The sequence below is a fragment of the Vibrio sagamiensis NBRC 104589 genome, from assembly GCF_007990935.1.
Taxonomy (GTDB): Bacteria; Pseudomonadota; Gammaproteobacteria; order Enterobacterales; family Vibrionaceae; genus Vibrio; species Vibrio sagamiensis.
This window is the reverse complement of record NZ_BJXJ01000003.1, coordinates 55393-72905: the sequence shown is the minus strand read 5'-3', so window position 1 is coordinate 72905 and position 17513 is coordinate 55393. Positions and strand designations below refer to the sequence as shown.

The 17513-nt window shown below is 42.4% G+C and carries 12 protein-coding genes; 3 read left to right on the top strand and 9 right to left on the bottom strand.

Annotation, left to right across the window (positions count from 1 at the left end; translation table 11 throughout):
- Window positions 1-123: 123 nt before the first annotated feature.
- The 5 genes from truA to fabB form a co-directional block, all read right to left on the bottom strand.
- Window positions 124-918 carry a tRNA pseudouridine(38-40) synthase TruA gene (gene truA, locus VSA01S_RS02490; protein ID WP_039980189.1) on the bottom strand — a complete coding sequence of 265 codons (795 nt, stop codon included), beginning with the start codon at window positions 916-918 and terminating at the stop codon, window positions 124-126.
- Window positions 919-1061: 143 nt separating this feature from the next.
- Entirely contained in the window at window positions 1062-4754 is a 3693-nt protein-coding gene (locus VSA01S_RS02485; protein WP_039980188.1) for a FimV/HubP family polar landmark protein, read from the bottom strand.
- A 248-nt stretch (window positions 4755-5002) separates the two neighbouring features.
- Window positions 5003-6016 (bottom strand): aspartate-semialdehyde dehydrogenase, encoded by a 1014-nt coding sequence (locus tag VSA01S_RS02480; protein WP_039980187.1) that lies wholly within the window; start codon window positions 6014-6016, stop codon window positions 5003-5005.
- Window positions 6013-7146 (bottom strand): 4-phosphoerythronate dehydrogenase, encoded by a 1134-nt coding sequence (locus tag VSA01S_RS02475; RefSeq protein WP_039980210.1) that lies wholly within the window; start codon window positions 7144-7146, stop codon window positions 6013-6015. The genes VSA01S_RS02480 and VSA01S_RS02475 overlap by 4 nt, the downstream gene beginning before the upstream one ends.
- Before the next feature lie 176 nt (window positions 7147-7322).
- Window positions 7323-8534, bottom strand: coding sequence for a beta-ketoacyl-ACP synthase I (gene fabB, locus VSA01S_RS02470; RefSeq protein ID WP_039980186.1), 1212 nt, complete (start codon window positions 8532-8534; stop codon window positions 7323-7325).
- Window positions 8535-8662: 128 nt separating this feature from the next.
- Here fabB and mnmC point away from each other — a divergent pair, with 128 nt between their 5' ends.
- Window positions 8663-10681, top strand: a complete 2019-nt coding sequence (mnmC, locus tag VSA01S_RS02465) for a bifunctional tRNA (5-methylaminomethyl-2-thiouridine)(34)-methyltransferase MnmC2/FAD-dependent 5-carboxymethylaminomethyl-2-thiouridine(34) oxidoreductase MnmC1 (protein WP_039980184.1) — start codon at window positions 8663-8665, stop codon at window positions 10679-10681.
- Window positions 10682-10871: 190 nt separating this feature from the next.
- Here mnmC and VSA01S_RS02460 read toward each other — a convergent pair whose 3' ends face one another.
- Window positions 10872-11135 (bottom strand): YfcL family protein, encoded by a 264-nt coding sequence (locus VSA01S_RS02460; protein WP_039980183.1) that lies wholly within the window; start codon window positions 11133-11135, stop codon window positions 10872-10874.
- A 31-nt stretch (window positions 11136-11166) separates the two neighbouring features.
- Entirely contained in the window at window positions 11167-11697 is a 531-nt protein-coding gene (locus VSA01S_RS02455) for an elongation factor P hydroxylase (protein ID WP_039980182.1), read from the bottom strand.
- A gap of 299 nt (window positions 11698-11996) precedes the next feature.
- On the opposite strand from VSA01S_RS02455, the gene VSA01S_RS02450 reads away from it, so the two are divergent.
- Window positions 11997-12620: a trimeric intracellular cation channel family protein gene (locus VSA01S_RS02450; protein ID WP_039980181.1), complete on the top strand. Its 624-nt coding sequence runs from the start codon at window positions 11997-11999 to the stop codon at window positions 12618-12620.
- Between the two features lie 86 nt (window positions 12621-12706).
- Here the strand turns inward: VSA01S_RS02450 and aroC are convergent, their stop codons facing one another.
- Window positions 12707-13792 carry a chorismate synthase gene (gene aroC, locus VSA01S_RS02445; RefSeq protein ID WP_039980180.1) on the bottom strand — a complete coding sequence of 362 codons (1086 nt, stop codon included), beginning with the start codon at window positions 13790-13792 and terminating at the stop codon, window positions 12707-12709.
- 483 nt (window positions 13793-14275) lie between these two features.
- Between aroC and VSA01S_RS02440 the strand changes: the two genes are divergently transcribed.
- On the top strand, window positions 14276-15574 hold the full coding sequence (locus VSA01S_RS02440; protein ID WP_050567284.1) for a hypothetical protein: 1299 nt from the start codon (window positions 14276-14278) through the stop codon (window positions 15572-15574).
- Between the two features lie 79 nt (window positions 15575-15653).
- Here the strand turns inward: VSA01S_RS02440 and VSA01S_RS02435 are convergent, their stop codons facing one another.
- Window positions 15654-17450, bottom strand: coding sequence for a GTP-binding protein (locus VSA01S_RS02435; protein WP_039980179.1), 1797 nt, complete (start codon window positions 17448-17450; stop codon window positions 15654-15656).
- Between the last annotated feature and the right edge of the window lie 63 nt (window positions 17451-17513).

Sequence of the window (17513 nt, the reverse complement as noted above, 5' to 3'; positions counted from 1 at the left end):
CATATCTTCCTGCAACTGTAGATAAAAAACTGGTTGTACCTATTTTAGTGGCCGTTAAATTACCGATATATTTAGCAACTTTATAGCTCTAAGGTAACGAGGTTCTGGGTAAAATTCACTAACCTAGTTCAAAGTATTAGGCAAAAAAAGGGGCCCAAGTGGTTGAGATGGCAAGCCAAAAGTTTCTGGGTAATCAACATCCACTAAATATAAACCTTCAGCTTTAGCCGTTGCACCTGCAAGTTTTCGATTCTTTTCAGCAAGTAGCCATTGGATCCACTCAGGGCTCTCTTCCCCTCGTCCAACTTTAATTAGGCTCCCGGTAATATTGCGAACCATATGATGAACAAAGGCATTAGCTTTGATATCAATTACAATATAATCACCATGTCGCGTCACATTTAAATGCATCAAATTACGACAAGGGCTGTGTGACTGACAATGTGCTGCTCGAAAGGAACTGAAGTCGTTTTCTCCTAATAAATATTGACCAGCTTGGTGCATTTTCTTCTCATCAAGCACACCATGATAATGGCTGACACCCGAACTCAGAATGCCTGGTCGAAGTGCATGATTAAAAATAATGTATCGATAGCGGCGTGCCGTTGCTGAGAATCGTGCATGGAACTCATCTGCCACTTCTACCGCCCATCGTACAGCAATGTCATTGGGCATATTTGCATTCGCACCCATCGTCCATGCCACCATTTTACGATTAACGTTAGTATCAAAGTGGACCACTTGCCCTGTACCATGAACACCAGCATCAGTCCGTCCTGCACATTGCACTTCAACAGGATGGTTAGCCACGATAGACAGCGCTTTCTCTAGCTCTTCTTGAACACTTCTCACTTCTTTTTGGCGCTGCCAGCCATAGTAGTTTGTACCGTTATATTCGATACCTAATGCGATTCTCATTTTAACCTTCGGACTCTAAAATGGGGCGAGAAGTATATACCTAAGTAACGCCTTGTTACCAGTTTCCATTCAAATAGCCCCAAACATCCTAAAAACTCATCTATTCAAACATTCGTTAACTGCCAAATAAAAGCCTTATTGGTTCATCGACCATGAATGGCATCGATGAGATTTTTAGCTTCGCGGCGAATGTCATCTTCTCCATAAACAATTGCTTCCTCTAACAATTTTATCGCACCTTTATAATCGTTCATTTCAAGATAAATTTTTGCCAAATCTAACTTACCGGATGCTTCAGCATTATTATCAACATCGATATCGCCAATATCTCCAATCACATCGGGGAACTCGTTAAGTCCTACATCTAAATTCAGATCCTGCTCTTCAAACTCTCCGCCATCTTTGTCGGCTTTAGCCATTAGCTCATCAATTGTCATGAACTTACTGACTTTGCTGTTTTCATCTTGCTCAAGAACATCTACTTCAGGCTTCAATCCGGTTATTTCGTCCTGTTCAGCCCAGTTTTCAGGTGCAATTTGAGGTTGTGCTGGACCTTCTTTTGTATTCCAAGCATCAAGTTCATCTGGTGGAATACCAAGCTCTGAAGTACTGTCTTGTGGTGATAACGAAAATCCATTCCAATCATCACCACTATTGAGCATGGTTTCAAGATTAAGGCCAGCACTTACGATTATGTCGCTATCTAAATCACTGGGGAAAGTGTCAAGTTCATCATTTTCAGATAATAAGTTCGCCATTGCAGATTCATCAAAACTACTTGACTGATGAGGAGTGAATTTCTCATCTTCAAGATCAGAAGTTTGCAAATCAAACGCATCAACATCTTCTGGCATCTCATGATTTGAGGATCTAAGTGTTGGAACATCACTATTTTGATTTTCAGAACTTGGAAAATCACTTTTATGAGCAAACACTTCAAATAAGGCATCTTGGTCACTTTCTGCTTGCTGCACAGATTGATGAAGCTCAGGCATTATCGAAAATGCTTGGTGTAAATTTTCCGTTGAACTCTGATTTTGAGTCATCGACGCTAAGGCATCCTCTTCATCAAACTCAGGTAGGTCCTGCTCATCAAAACTCAGAGTCTCATCATCTTGAGAGGTTGGGGATGGATCACCAGATTCAGGCCACGATAACTCATCAGACATCGCCTCAAGTGCATCTTGTTCATTAAACTCCGGTAAGTCTGCTTCATTAATGTTTCTATCACCTACCTTCTCATATTCCTCATCAGATACAAGATTAGAAGCATCAACCCGATCTTCTTGTGCTGCTGAATCTTGAACCATGGCATCTTGTATAGAATTTTGGGAGGAATCATTTTGTTGAGGCAGATCTTGTCGAGTTGGTATTTCATCAACAGGGTCACTGTTCGGCTCATCAAATGACCAATCCTCTTCTTGTGGAATGCCAAACTCATTTTCAACCGTATTGGGAGTTGGTTTGTAGTCATGGATTTCCTCAAGTTCCAAGGTCTCAGGAGCAATAGAACTCTGAGTATCCTCCCTTATATCATCCGCATCTTCCGCTTGAGATTCTGGTGATTCAGTTACTTGCAGCTGTTCACTTTCTTTAAATTCATGCTCATCTAACAAAGTGTCGAACTCTGCAGACAAATCATCGTCAATAAGGTTTTCTTTAGTAGACTCAACTGGTTCGGGTGGAAGCTTATTTATTTCTTCATCTAATGAATCTTGAGAATTATTTAGAGTACTCAAATGAGTATCGAGTCCACCTTCATCAAGAAGCTCATCCAATAATTCAACGCTATTTTCATCAAGCTCTGTAATTGCAGTCTCTTGACCAAAGTCGGTCAAATTTTCTAATTCATCAAGAGGATCAAATGCCTGGTCTAATGATGCGTCATCTTCAAAATCAAGCAGTTCATCGAGTAATTCAGTACTATCATCTGCCAGGCTAGGCTCTTCACTTAAACCCGCAATGTCTTCCAACTCTTGTAAAGAATCCAGTTCATCAAATGAATTGTCATTGTGTTCATCAAGCAATTCATCCAATAGAGCCGTTGCATCGTCGTTGATATTTTCAAACTGATTTTCATTGTCCGAAATGTTTTCTAAGTCGGATGCTTCTGCCATCGAGCTTTGTAGAGAATGCTCTTCTTGTAAAGGATCACTCTGCAAATCAGCTTCTTGCGTGTTTGTAACTTCAAACTCCGCTAAAAGGTCATCGATATCTTGCTCAGCAGATTTATCTTGATTGTCCACTTCTTCTGTGTCTGTTGCCGATGTCATTTCATCATCAGCAACACTTGTCAGTAAGTCGTCCAACATTGATTGTTCAACCGCACCACCCTGTAAATCTTGTTCGGGGTCATCTGCGGCGAGTAATTCAGAGAAGGCTTCAGCGGATAATGAGTCTGAAGGGCTTTCATCGGATAAATCAAAACCGAGAGGATCATCTTCTTTGTCGAGATTAGTATCAGCATCACTAACCTTGATGTCAGCTTCTAGATCACCTTGAATATCATTTGTTTTATCCAGCTCGTCTGAATTAAGGTTGAGGCTGCCATCATCACTAATATTCGCAAATGGATCATCATCTTCTAGGTTGAAATCAAATTCATCATCATTTAAATCGGCAAAAACATCATTTTGATCAGGTGCATCCTTCAATTGATTAACAGCACTTGACCCTTCTTTATGCTCTGTATTTTGGCCAAAGAATTCTTTATCAGCTGTTGGATCATCAGTCATAGCTCCTGTAACAGCTAAGCCTACTGGCGCAGCAAGCGGTTCCAATCCCTGTGAACTCTGCAGAGGATCTGATTGTGCTTGCTGTGCATTTTTTCGGCGACCGAGCACGAAGATGATAATTAAAGCAAGTAACGCTCCCGGTATGATACCAACTAACCCTACCAACCATCCGTTTGACAGAAAACTATCCATTACGCTTGGTTGAATGCGTAGCTGCTCTTGAATATTCTGTCGTTCTTCAGCCAAGAGCTTCTCGACTTCAGTGCGGATACGATCTTGATCATTAAGTGATAATTTTAGGCTTTCAACTTCATTTTGAACTTCAGATAACATCAATCGCAAACGATGGTTTTTTTCTTCTAGAGCACTGAGTTCCGTTTGAGGTAACTGGGCAGTATCTATAGAACCTTTTTGCAACTTGTCTTTTAACTGAACGATCTGCTGTTCACCTTCATTAGACGTCTCCAACTTAGGCAAAATAGATTTAGATGATTTTGGCTCAAGCGATGAAGAGGTACTCGCAGTTTTTACTGACGCTGATTTTTGTTCTGTCGACACCACAGGTTTATTAGTTGTGATGATCTCATCAGATTTCGGAACTTCAACTTTTGAAGATGTAACAGGTGCCTTTGACTGTAAGGAACTTGTCGACGGACTTAACTTATGCAATCGATCTTGGTGTGCATTCATGATAGCAATAGCTTGCTCTGTCGATGCACTTTGAATTTGCCCCAAAGTTGGGACCCTTAAGCTACTGCCTGGAATCAGTTCGTGGATATTTTGATTATCAAACGCTTGTGGGTTTATTTTATAAAAAGCAAGTAGCGTTTGTTGTACCGAGACACTAGAAGAAGGACGTAATCGAGAAGCAATCGACCATAGTGTTTCATCGTTACGAGTCGGTCCAAAGAATCGCGAAGGCTGATCACTGTCAGATGTCATAAATGAAGAACGCCCCGTGTCCACAGCAAAGCTTGGAGATGTACGAACTTCACCAGAAGGGCCAATCAACCGAATTCCTTCGGCTTGAACCACTGATGAGATCTGAGTTGCGCCCATCAACAAAAAAGGAGTTAACAAACGCTTATAATTTTGATGCATAGAAGGCTCAGTTTGGTGCTTGGGTCTATTGACCTAATTGTAGTTATTAAAGGTGGTCTTTTAAATATATCGGATTACACATGTAAAATTATAGCTTTGAGACCAAAAAATGTGTACCTAACATGATATTCGCATAAACCCAATATAATTTGTTTAAAATACCAACAGCTATTATTTGACAGTTATCTTTCCTTGCTTCTACATAAAAAAACCTCGCATTGCGAGGTTTTTATTTTTAGTTCAGTAAATTAATAATAATCACGAATCAGAACTTCTGCAATCTGTACCGCGTTAGTCGCGGCACCTTTTCGAACATTATCTGCCACAACCCAAAGATTAACACCACTGTGATGACTAATATCATTACGAATACGACCCACCATGACATGGTCTTTGCCACTAGAATCACGAACTTGTGTTGGGAAATCTTCACCATGAAAGACCTCTATTCCATCCGTTTGTTCAAGTAAATTAATCACTTCTTGGGCATCAATCGGAGAAGAGGTTTCGATATGGATAGATTCAGCATGGCCGTAGAATACGGGGACACGCACACAAGTTGGGTTGACGGTAATCGAAGGGTCATTAAAAATCTTCTGCGTTTCCCACACCATTTTCATTTCTTCTTTGGTGTAACCGTTTTCCATCATTTTGTCGATCTGAGGAATACAGTTAAAGGCAATCTGCTGAGAGAACTGGTTAGTCTCAGCGGGAAGGCCATTAAGCAGCTTCGCAGTTTGCCCAGCCAACTCATCAATACCAGCTTTGCCTGCACCAGAAACGGATTGGTAAGTTGAGACGTTAATTCGTTCAATACCCACCGCATCATGAATTGGCTTTAGAGCAACAAGCATTTGAATCGTTGAGCAGTTCGGGTTAGCAATGATATTACGATTACGGAACTCAGCAATCGCATCAGGGTTAACTTCCGGCACAACAAGAGGAATATCATACTCATAACGGAAGTGTGAGGTATTGTCGATAACAATCACCCCTTCATCTGCAGCGACAGGTGCCCACTTGGCAGAAAGCTCACCACCAGCAGAAAATAGAGCTATATGGGCTTGAGACCAATCAAACTCTTCCACATTTTGCACACGTACTGTTTTACCATTGAAACGATAGGTCTTGCCTTCACTGCGCTCACTGGCCAGTAAGAAAAGTTCTCCAACCGGAAATTTGCGCTCTTGAAGCACTTCTAAAATGGTTTCACCGACCGCACCGGTCGCACCTAATATGGCAACATTATATTGCTGACTCATTGACTTACCTCAACCTGAAAACCTAGTTTTGCTAATGGTGCAAGATTGCATGTTTCGTTACCCATTAGCGTGACAGCGCTGTACTCGCGGCGATCCCAGTAGTTTTTACGCATCAGGTCAAAAGAGCCTGGCTTACTGATTTCACGGCGGAAAAGAGCGTCATCTTTACGCACATCATAGATTAACTGCGTGATGTTGTGCAGTGTTGCTTCATCCCATGCTCTGTCCAATACCATAGTAGGAACAGGCGCGGTTGGCAGTAAATCGCTGGCATGCGCACGTAATTCGTTATTTAAGAACTCACAGTAGCTGTTGAAAATCATCGTTGTACCGCGAGCTTTCCCTTCCAGACCATAGCCTGCAACGTGAGGAGTTGCGAATGCTAGCAGAGGCAGAAGCTCCATATCAACCTCTGGTTCAAATTCAAACACATCTAAGGCTGCGGTGAAGCCATCGTTTTTCAACAAACGTTGCTTGAGTGCTTGGTTATCAACAATCGGGCCACGCGCGGCATTAATCAAAATTTGATCGCTGCGAAGATCGTTTAAAACCGCTTCATTCATCAAATGATGCGTTGGGTATAGCCCCTCTTTGGTAATAGGAGTATGCAGCGTGATAATGTCTGATTTTTCAATCAGTTCTGTCAGTGGCGTAAAGCTACGAGGGTCACCTTGTGCTTGCTTGAGTGGATCGTTGATCAGAACGTTAATCCCCATTCCTCGCAAACATTGCTCTAGATAACTGCCGACCTGGCCTGCACCGATAATACCCACAGTTTTGTCAAAAACGGAAAAACCTTGCTGCTGTGCGAGCACCATCATAACGCTAAACACATACTCTGCTACGCCGACTTTGTTACAGCCGGGTGCCGCAGTGAAAAAGATCTCTTTATCTTTAAGAAGCGCTTGATCAACGTGATCCATACCTGCGGTTGCGGTTCCAACGAATTTCAGCTTATTCGCTTTACTGAGCAGGTCCGCATTAACTTTCGTCACTGAACGAATCATAAGAGCTTCAACATCCACCAAATCATCAGCGGTTAGCGTACGACCTGGCTTTAGAATCACCTCACCGAGTTGGCTGAATAGCACTTCAGCATACGGCATATTTTCATCAACAATAATTTTCATAACGCCCGCTTTTGTCCATTTGGGGATTGGTTCAAAACAGATTGTGCCGTTTTTTTGAGAAATCTCAACTAATATACCCAAAAGAAAAGCCCGGCGAAAAAAGCCGGGCATATATTAGAGCTCAGTCATCGAAGACTGTGCTCGGAGTATCAACAAGTTCAGACTGGGCTAAACTATTACGCTTGATACTTTTTGATAACTAGGGTCGCGTTAGTGCCACCAAAACCAAAGCTATTTGACATCACGGTTGTGAGTTCCGCATCACGCGCTTCCGTTACGATATCTAGACCTTGTGCTGCTTCATCCAAATTAGAGATATTCACGCTTGGTGCAATGAAGTTATTGTCTAGCATAAGCGTTGAGTAGATCGCTTCGTGAACGCCTGCCGCACCGAGGGCATGACCTGTCATCGCTTTAGTCGCAGAGATTGCCGGGCTGTTGTCACCAAATAGCTCTTGGATAGCACCAAGCTCTTTCACGTCGCCTACAGGAGTAGAAGTACCGTGAGTGTTGATATAATCGATAGCGTCAACATCTTGCATGGCCATCTTCATACAGCGAACTGCGCCTTCACCCGATGGAGCAACCATGTCGTAGCCATCAGAAGTTGCGCCGTAGCCTACGATCTCACCGTAGATTTTCGCGCCACGTGCTAGTGCGTGCTCTAGTTCTTCAATCACAACCATACCGCCGCCACCAGAGATAACGAAACCGTCACGATCTGCATCATATGTACGCGATGCTTGCTCTGGCGTTTCATTGTATTTCGTCGACAAAGCACCCATCGCATCAAACATCATGGTTTGAGACCAATCCAGTTCTTCACCGCCACCAGCAAATACGATGTCTTGTTTACCCAGTTGGATAAGCTCCATTGCATGACCGATACAGTGTGCTGACGTTGCACATGCAGAACTCATTGAGTAGTTCACACCACGAATCTTAAATGGGGTCGCAAGACAAGCAGACACAGTCGACGACATGGTACGAGGAACCATATAAGGGCCAACTCGTTTTACCCCTTTTGCTCGCATAGTATCAGTGGCAACGGTTTGGTTGTAAGCAGAAGCTCCTCCAGAACCCGCTACGATACCTGTACGGTCATTAGAGACTTGCTCTGCTGTCAGACCTGCATCTTCAATAGCTTGCTGCATTGATAGGTATGCATAAGCAGCCGCATCACCCATAAAACGCATCTGTTTACGGTCGATGAACTCAGCTGGATTGATTTTAAGATCACCCCAAACCTGTGAACGTAGACCTTGCTCTTTAAACTGCTCTGATGCAGTAATGCCAGATTTACCCGCTTTAAGAGACATTAAAACTTCTTCGACGTTGTTACCGATACTTGAAACAATACCCATACCGGTGATTACGACTCGTTTCATTATGACATTCCTATTATTCAAAAATCATCTAAATGATAACTAAGATAGCCAACAAAAGTGGTCAGCTTTCCCATAAATTCGTACAATGAACGAATTCTAACCGCGCCAAATCACATATTTATACCATTATGACCTCAATTAAAAACGCTGAACTTGGTTGGAACGAAGCTGGTACGCCGGTTTCTGACCAATTTGATGATGTTTACTTTTCCAACGTTAACGGCCTTGAGGAGACTCGTTATGTTTTCCTCGAACAAAATCATCTACCAAAAAGATGGCAGAATTTTGACCAACGACGCTTTATCATCAGTGAAACCGGATTTGGCACGGGCTTAAACTTCTTAGCCGCCTGGCAAAGGTTTACCGAATTTCGTCGTGAATATCCAGAGGCAAAGTTAAAAGAGTTGCACTTCATCAGCTTTGAGAAATACCCTCTAAGCAAAAGTGACCTGATCCAAGCCCACCGTTCTTGGCCAGAGTTAGCCACTTTTGCAGAGCAATTACAGCAACACTACCCAATTGCAGTACCTGAGTGTCATCGGATCGTTCTAGAGGAAGGAACCATTACGCTCGATTTATGGTTTGGTGACATTAAAGACTGCTTACCTTTGGTTCCTTATGGCGAACAAGGGCTGGTTGATGCTTGGTTTTTAGATGGTTTTGCACCGAGTAAAAACCCAGAAATGTGGAACCAAAACTTATTCAATGGCATGGCTCATTTAGCCAAACAAGATTGCACCGTGGCCACCTTTACCGCAGCTGGGTTTGTTCGCCGAGGCTTAAATGAAGCAGGTTTTGCCATGAAGAAAGTGAAGGGGTTTGGCACCAAAAGAGAAATGATTGCAGGCACAATGGAGCAACGTAAAGCGCATTCAAATCACCTGCCTTGGTTTAACAGAACAAGCGCTACCAATCACGATTCGATTGCGATCATTGGCGGTGGCATTGCCAGTGCTGCCCTCGCAACCACACTCATACGTCGTGGTCAAAAAGTGGCGCTTTATTGCAAAGACAATCAGCCTGCAGAAGGGGCCTCTGGTAATCGTCAGGGAGCAGTCTATCCTCTCTTGAACAGCGAACACAAAGGGGTGTCACGTGTCTTTGCTCCTGGTTTTTTATTTGCCCGCCAATTTGTTGACCAAGCCGCTCAAAACATCTCATTTGATCATGACTGGTGCGGTATCACGCAATTAATGTGGGATGAAAAGTCTTCAGACAAATTAGAAAAAATGCTCACTGGCCACTTTACTCCTGAGTTAGTTCATAAGCTATCTGCTGAAGAAACTGCTGAAAAGATTGGCCTACCCATTGATATGGCATCCGTTCACTACCCAATGGGCGGTTGGCTATGCCCTGCTGAGCTAACTCGTGGGTTAATCGCAAAACTTGAGAAAACGGACCTTTTAATCACAAGATTAGGCCATAAAGTCGATGCATTAGAATGGGATGAATCTCGCCAAGTTTGGACACTGACGGCAAATGGCCAACACTTTGAACATTCAACCGTGGTAGTCGCAAATGGCAGTGAATTCCAGACTCTAAGCCAAACGGCCGATCTCCCTATGGGACAAGTTAAAGGGCAAGTCAGCCATGCTCCTACAACTGACACTCTATCTAAACTCAAAACCGTATTGTGTTACGATGGCTACATGACGCCTGTGAACCCAAGTAATCAGCATTTGTGTATCGGCGCAAGCTACGACCGCAGTCATTTAGACAACGAGTTTGACGAACAAGCCCAAAAGGACAACGCAGAAAAATTGGTCAAATGCTTACCAAATCAAGCATGGGCTAAAGAAGTGGATACTTCAGGGAACCTATCACGCCAAGGCATTCGCTGCGTCAGCCGTGACCACCTACCCTTTATTGGTAATGTAGGAAACTTTGCCACCATAAAGTCGCAATACGCTGAACTTCATAAACAACGCGTAGACGAGGCTTCCCCTGTTCATCAGTACCCAAACCTGTTTTGTTTGTTAGGTTTAGGCTCTCGCGGTTTGAGTTCAGCACCCTTGATGGCTGAATTACTGGCTTCTCAAATTTGTGGAGACCCACTGCCACTGCCTGTCGATGTACTTACGGAATTGCACCCAAGCCGAATGTGGGTAAGAAGGTTACGTAAAGGTAAGGCCATCACGGAGTTATAAGCCTTACATACAACCATTGGGAGGAAGAAAGATTAGTCAAACTTTCCCTATCAAGTGGACGCTGATAGAACACGCTAGCAAAAGTACTTTTAGTGGTTTGATTATGTGTTTGGTCGATTGTTTGATAAGCGTTGTATACTACCCTAGAGCAGCAAAACTGATTTGCTGCTCTTAGCTCGATGAACTTTACTTACACTTGAGCTTGAAGTGATTGCCACAAATCACTGACAATTACACGGTCAGCAGGAGTCAATTCTGAGCGTGCCGCATCTAAACTGTTTTCGATTCGCGATTTCAGTTCTGCTAAATCGTTAATGCCTTCTTCTTCACATGCCGCAGCAGAAAGCGAAATATGGCCACGCAAGTAACCCCCAGCAAACAACTCATCATCTGAAGCGGTTTCAATTCGAGTATCAATCAGTTCTAGTAGTTTTTCTTCAAATTCAATAATCATGGCTTTCTCTAGGTTTATTTTACATTGGGGCCTATTTTACGATGAAGTCCGATGCTTCCAGTGGCTTGGTCTGATAAAAATCACGCAGGGCCTCAGATAACATCTTTACTCGTGGCGGAAGGCCTGAGGCCAGAATCTTCATCACTTCTTGGTGAACATTGTGCATGAATCCAAGTCTATCCGGTTCAAAATCGCCGTGTAGATTGTCACAACTCACGGTAAAAGGAAAGTTTGCGCTTTTAGCGAGAATCCATTCGTAAGCTTGAGGACGTATTTCTACTTTTTCGAACTCAGCTTGGCGCTCCGCTGTTCGTCCATCTGGCTCATACCAATAGCCAAAGTCTTCTAATAATCGACGTTCTGGCCCAGCAACACACCAATGAGAAATTTCATGAAGCGCTGACGCATAAAAGCCACGCGCAAAAATAATACGATGATGAGGATGCTGTTCATCGGCAGGTAAGTAGATGGGCTCATCACCGCCAAGCACTAATTGAGTATTAAAAGACGCTAAAAAAGTATCATTAAAAATAGTCACAAGGTCTTGGTATTGATGGATCATTATCGCTTCTGTACTTCAAATGGAACTGCGTCGCGCATTGTCGCTGTTTTTCGCTATCAGGTAAAGGGAGATATCACCAACTATACTCGAGTGACCTCAAGATGCTGGGTATCATCCCTAGATGCCATGTTAGAGATTGCGGTGTTATTAGTTATGTTTATCTGAAAATAAGGTTAACCCTATAAATAATCATTCGTCAGCGTGTTTATTTCCCTCTAAACTCTTGCCCTTATTATGAGGTCCTTCAATACCTCAATATTGTTTTTGCAGCATGCGGTAATGAGTTTGAGTGTCCTATTATGCTACTAAGTGTTTTGTATATCATCGGTATCACAGCAGAAGCCATGACGGGAGCATTAAGTGCTGGTCGGCGGAAAATGGATTGGTTTGGAGTGATGTTAGTTGCCAGTGCCACTGCGATTGGTGGTGGGACTGTGCGAGATATTTTACTTGGCCACTACCCAATAGGGTGGGTAAAAAATCCAGAATACCTCGCTATTACCTGTATCGCTGGTGTTCTCACCACAGGATTAGCCAAATGGGTAATCAAATTTAAAGGTGTTTTTATCCGTTTAGATGCATTGGGGTTAATCGTATTCAGCATTATAGGTACGAAGGTTGCGTTAGATATGGGCCTACACCCCGGCATCTGTTTGGTTTCAGCTCTGGTCACTGGCGTGTTTGGTGGGTTATTACGGGATCTAATTTGTCGTCAAACACCATTGGTTCTTCACCAAGAGCTTTATGCTTCTGTGGCACTCATTGCTTCTGGTCTGTACTTAATATTACTTGAGTTTAACATCCCGGATGTAACTGCAACTTTGATGACACTGATTGCAGGTTACCTACTTCGTATGGCAGCAGTTCGCTTTAAATGGCGCCTACCATCGTTCAACCTAGAGAACGAAAGCTCACTGCATTAAATTACTGATTAAAAAGCTTCCCGATAGAAAAAAGGCTGCACCCGCAGCCTTTATCATTATCAACCATTATTTGACCAAATTTTTGGTTAGATAACCGGAGTTTGCGTTGTTACGCCATGGTTTTGACCACGGTGGCGTAGCAAGTGATCCATAACAACAATGGCCAGCATCGCTTCTGCAATCGGTACCGCACGAATCCCAACGCATGGATCGTGACGACCCTTAGTGATTAACTGAGTCGATTCACCTTCTTTGGTAATCGTATCACCGGGGACAGTAATGCTAGACGTTGGCTTAAGCGCGATGTTAGCCACAATATCCTGCCCTGTCGAAATGCCACCAAGGATACCGCCTGCATGATTGCTACCAAAGCCTTGTGGAGAAAGCGTATCACGATGCTCACTACCCTTCTGATTAACGACATCAAAACCATCACCAATTTCAACCCCTTTAACCGCATTAATGCTCATTAAAGCATGCGCAATATCTGCGTCAAGACGATCAAAAACAGGTTCACCTAACCCAACCGGAACACGAGTCGCAACGACTTGAATTTTTGCTCCGATAGAGTCACCTTCTTTCTTTAGATCACGAATCAGTTGATCAAACTCAGCTACTTTATCGACATCAGGGCAGAAAAAGGCATTGTTTTCGATTTCATTCCAATCAACTTTTTCAATAGACACACTGCCCATTTGTGATAAGTAAGCACGGATCTCAACACCAAATTCGTCTTTTAGGTATTTTTTAGCAATCGCGCCAGCTGCAACTCGCATAGCAGTCTCACGCGCAGACGAACGACCACCTCCACGATAATCACGAACGCCATATTTTTGATGGTATGTGTAATCTGCATGACCGGGCCGGAATTTATCTTTGATCTCTGAGTAGTCTTTCGAGCGTTGGTCGGTATTTTCAATCATAAGACCAATCGATGTACCTGTGGTTTTTCCTTCAAATACACCTGACAGAATTTTAACCTCATCCGGTTCACGTCGCTGGGTAGTATAACGTGATGTTCCTGGTCGACGGCGATCGAGATCCGTTTGTAAATCAGCTTCTGTAATTTCTAAACCTGGAGGACATCCGTCTACGATACATCCCAGTGCGATACCGTGACTTTCTCCGAATGTCGTTACCCGAAAATGTTGTCCGATACTGTTTCCTGCCATTACTTCCTCAAGTTTTTTCTCACCTCGCTGACAATTTTAAGCGTGGTGTTTATCAATTAATCATGGATTCATAGTGGCGTTATTACGCTATGATGTAAAGCCCGTTTTTGATGGAAGTAACAAATATACCCAAGTGACCTCAAGAATCAGAAGCTGATCAATTTGAGAACTTTTAACCTAGTCGGTGGCTCTTAATGTAGAAATCATGCTGACAAAACCTGAATAAATATCAAAAAATCATACTACAAAATCATATCCTTTCATCATAAAAAGCCTGTAAAAACCCATCAATATCACTTTTTATAAAATCATCTAAATAATATATTTATTAACAAATTGAATCTTAGCCCACACATTATAAATGCATATTCAAGTATACAAACTTGAAGCTTCGGTATCTTTGAATATGCAAAAATAAGGCTATTTGAACATAAAGAACTAATGCAAATAACAAAATCATCGAAATACAAGGTTTAGAAAGGTATGAAACCAATTATCCCAATTGAACAGTATACATCAGCGACCCGCTCTGAAGCGCCATCCTCCAGAGTTCAATCAGCAACTCTCAGCAGCCTGTGTAGGTCCCTAGATAAGAGCGATAAAGAGATCACATATATTGGTAGTAGACTAGTCCTAACCGAACCAAGCAGACTTCGGGTCTCGAAAATCACTCATACTCAACAGCAAATGCAGGCAATAACAAAGATAGTAGATGCGGTAAAAAATCAGTACAAGTGCAGTGCTACTGAAGCCAAGAATATGCTTAAGGAAGTGCAGTCTGACCCTAAAAAAATCACGGCATCACAACTCCATACATTACACGAAAATATAGAGAATAAACTAAAGAAAGAAGAAACGAAAAGTAAGGTTGACCTTGCTGTCTATCTAACTGGAAAACTCACAATTGGAGAAGAGGTTGATAAAGAGTTACTAGACGACCTTAAGAAAGCAAATGACAGTGTCAATAAAACGCGAGCTCAGTTGTTTCATGGTCAAGGGAATGTAACCACTAACCTCAAAAAAACTCAAGAGCCTTATTGGCGTCTCAATTTTTCTCGAAACTATGCCCGTCACTTTGGCTGTCACACAGAAACATTGGCAAAAAAAATGGGTAGCGGTAATTGTGGCGAACATGCAAGTCTCACCTTCACCAATCATGCTGCAACACTCAAAGCGGGACAACAGTTACATAGAGTCAATGGCGCTGATGGCTTTGATCATGCTTGGGCTGAAGTAAAATTAGCAGGAGACCAACGTATCATAATGGATGCTTGGGCAACAGGGCCTGCAGTCTTGTCTGAAGACAGTGCATTTAGCCGACGCCCAAAAGATAGAGTAGTAAATAAAGAACTTACATCGAGACAAGCTAATCAGTATCACAAAAGTATGATGGATAAATATGATAAGCTTCATAAGTCTGAACACAAAATAGAATCACTCTGGGACCGAGAAAAAAAATACTATGAAGCTCAAGATATCAAGATCGATAAAGATTACGCTTGGGCTCCAACACCTGTTCTCAACGAAAAGTTTATGAAGAACGTTAAGAGTCAACTGAATAGTAAAAACGTACTGTCAAAGCTCAACAAAGAAAAAGCTGAAGCTAAAAAGGAAGGGTTACGAATCCATAAAGTCCGTGAAATACACGTAGACAGAATGATAAACTTAGGGAAAGAAATTAAAACGGTTGGAGCATTACGTTCTTTAAAGATGGACTTGAAGTCATCTCTTGAACATAAAGGTAGCGTGATCGAATCTCTAGATAAAATGACAAAAAGGTAAATTACGCACGACTTGTAAGTTCATCTCACTAAAACACCGAGCTTTTTAGGCTCGGTGTTTTTGTATTTTAGTACTCAATTTAGCTTGCGATTAAAGCTTTTTTCTTGAGCCTAATATTTTGCGGAGTGACTTCGATTAACTCGTCGTCATTGATCCATGACATTGCCTGCTCTAAGCTCATGCTAAATGTTGCTTTCATCGCATAATGCTTATCCGCAGTTGTGCGCCATACCCTAGCAAGTTGTTTACCTTGACGACAGTTTACCCACAAATCTGATGGAGAATTTGCCGTTCCGATTATCTGGCCTGCAAAAACTTGCTCTCCATGCTTAATCATCATCCGACCTCTGTCTTGTAAATGCGCTAACGAGTGGTTAAGAGCTTTGCCTGTACCGTTAGAAACCATCACAGTCTCTTTACGCTGACCAACCTTTGCCCCGCATTTTTTATCAAAACCGTCTTCTTCGGTATGGAGACTAGCGGTTCCTCCGCTTAAGTTATTAATGGCATGCCTTAAACCTAAAAAGCCTCTCTTAGAACCTCTGAAGATAAGCTCATTTTGCCCGTTATCCAAACGCTCACTGGATAACAAATTCGCTTCCCGTGCTCCAAGCTCATTAATAACAGCGCCCAAATACTCACTTTCGCAGTTAATAAAGCACTTATCGTATGGCTCTTGTCCATCAGGAATCGATGCATCATTAAGAACTTTCGGACGAGAGATACAAAACTCTTTCCCTTCTCGACGCATATTTTCAATAAGGACACCTAAGTGCAATTCGCCGCGACCAATTACCTCAATATTAATGCCATCTTGTGCATCTTTTACTCTCAATGCCGCATCGTAAGTTGCTTCCATATGCAGTCTTTCAGCGAGTGCTTTGGACTGAAGGACCGCTCCTTCTTTGCCTGCAAACGGAGAGTCGTTAACACTAAACTGAACACTTACCGACGGTAAATCTACTTTTAATTGCGATAATTCAACATCACTGCCCTTTGTCGTAATCACATCAGAAATTGAGATATTTTCAATACCACAAAAAGCAATAATATCTCCAGGCAAACCCGTTGAGATATTTACTCGACTCAACCCCTCCGAGTGAAATAGCTCTCTGATCACACCAGATTTATCAACGCAGCCTTTTCTCTTTAAGACGACCTTTTGGCCTTTGTGAAACTCTCCAGATAAAATTCTACCTACACCAATAAGACCTAAATAAGGTGAATAATCAAGCTGATGTACTTGTACCACTGGCTCATTGCCATCTCGTAATTGAGGAGCACTCACTTTATTGATCATCATATCTAGTAATGGCGCCATTCCGAGCTGATCATCAAACGATCCAAACGCATCGTAAGAAAACTGCTGTCTTGCACTACAAAAAACAGCCTCAAAATCTAATTGTTCAGTGCTAGCACCTAATTGAATCAATAAATCATACACCGCATCTAATGCACGCTGTGGATCCGCTTCTTTACGATCAACTTTATTCACAGCAATAAGTATTTTAAGACCATTTTGAATCGCTTTTTGAGCAACGAAACGGGTTTGTGGCATTGGTCCTTCTACTGCATCTACAACGATCAGTGCTGCATCTGCCATATCGATAACACGCTCTACCTCACCACTAAAGTCAGCATGTCCAGGAGTATCAATAATATTAATTCGATGCTCTTTCCAATTTACCGCTGTCACTTTAGATAAGATCGTGATGCCTCTCTCACGTTCTTGGTCATTGGAATCTAATAATAACTCTCCATTACACTCTTGACGTGAAAGCGAAGTTGTCTCGCGCAATAGAGTATCAACTAAAGAGGTTTTACCATGATCGACATGAGCAATAATAGCGATGTTACGTATATTTTCATGTAGCATTATCTAGGGTCCTCCTAATAATAAATTTATCTTTTAAATATCATTATGGTTCTTAGGCACAAT

Coding starts and splice junctions, on each gene's coding strand:
- mnmC (WP_039980184.1), top strand. CDS start 8,663: ATGACCTCAATTAAAAACGCTGAACTTGGTTGGAACGAAGCTGGTACG.
- VSA01S_RS02480 (WP_039980187.1), bottom strand. CDS start 6,016: ATGAGTCAGCAATATAATGTTGCCATATTAGGTGCGACCGGTGCGGTC.
- VSA01S_RS02475 (WP_039980210.1), bottom strand. CDS start 7,146: ATGAAAATTATTGTTGATGAAAATATGCCGTATGCTGAAGTGCTATTC.
- truA (WP_039980189.1), bottom strand. CDS start 918: ATGAGAATCGCATTAGGTATCGAATATAACGGTACAAACTACTATGGC.
- VSA01S_RS02460 (WP_039980183.1), bottom strand. CDS start 11,135: ATGATTATTGAATTTGAAGAAAAACTACTAGAACTGATTGATACTCGA.
- VSA01S_RS02455 (WP_039980182.1), bottom strand. CDS start 11,697: ATGATCCATCAATACCAAGACCTTGTGACTATTTTTAATGATACTTTT.
- fabB (WP_039980186.1), bottom strand. CDS start 8,534: ATGAAACGAGTCGTAATCACCGGTATGGGTATTGTTTCAAGTATCGGT.
- VSA01S_RS02440 (WP_050567284.1), top strand. CDS start 14,276: ATGAAACCAATTATCCCAATTGAACAGTATACATCAGCGACCCGCTCT.
- aroC (WP_039980180.1), bottom strand. CDS start 13,792: ATGGCAGGAAACAGTATCGGACAACATTTTCGGGTAACGACATTCGGA.
- VSA01S_RS02450 (WP_039980181.1), top strand. CDS start 11,997: ATGCTACTAAGTGTTTTGTATATCATCGGTATCACAGCAGAAGCCATG.
- VSA01S_RS02485 (WP_039980188.1), bottom strand. CDS start 4,754: ATGCATCAAAATTATAAGCGTTTGTTAACTCCTTTTTTGTTGATGGGC.
- VSA01S_RS02435 (WP_039980179.1), bottom strand. CDS start 17,450: ATGCTACATGAAAATATACGTAACATCGCTATTATTGCTCATGTCGAT.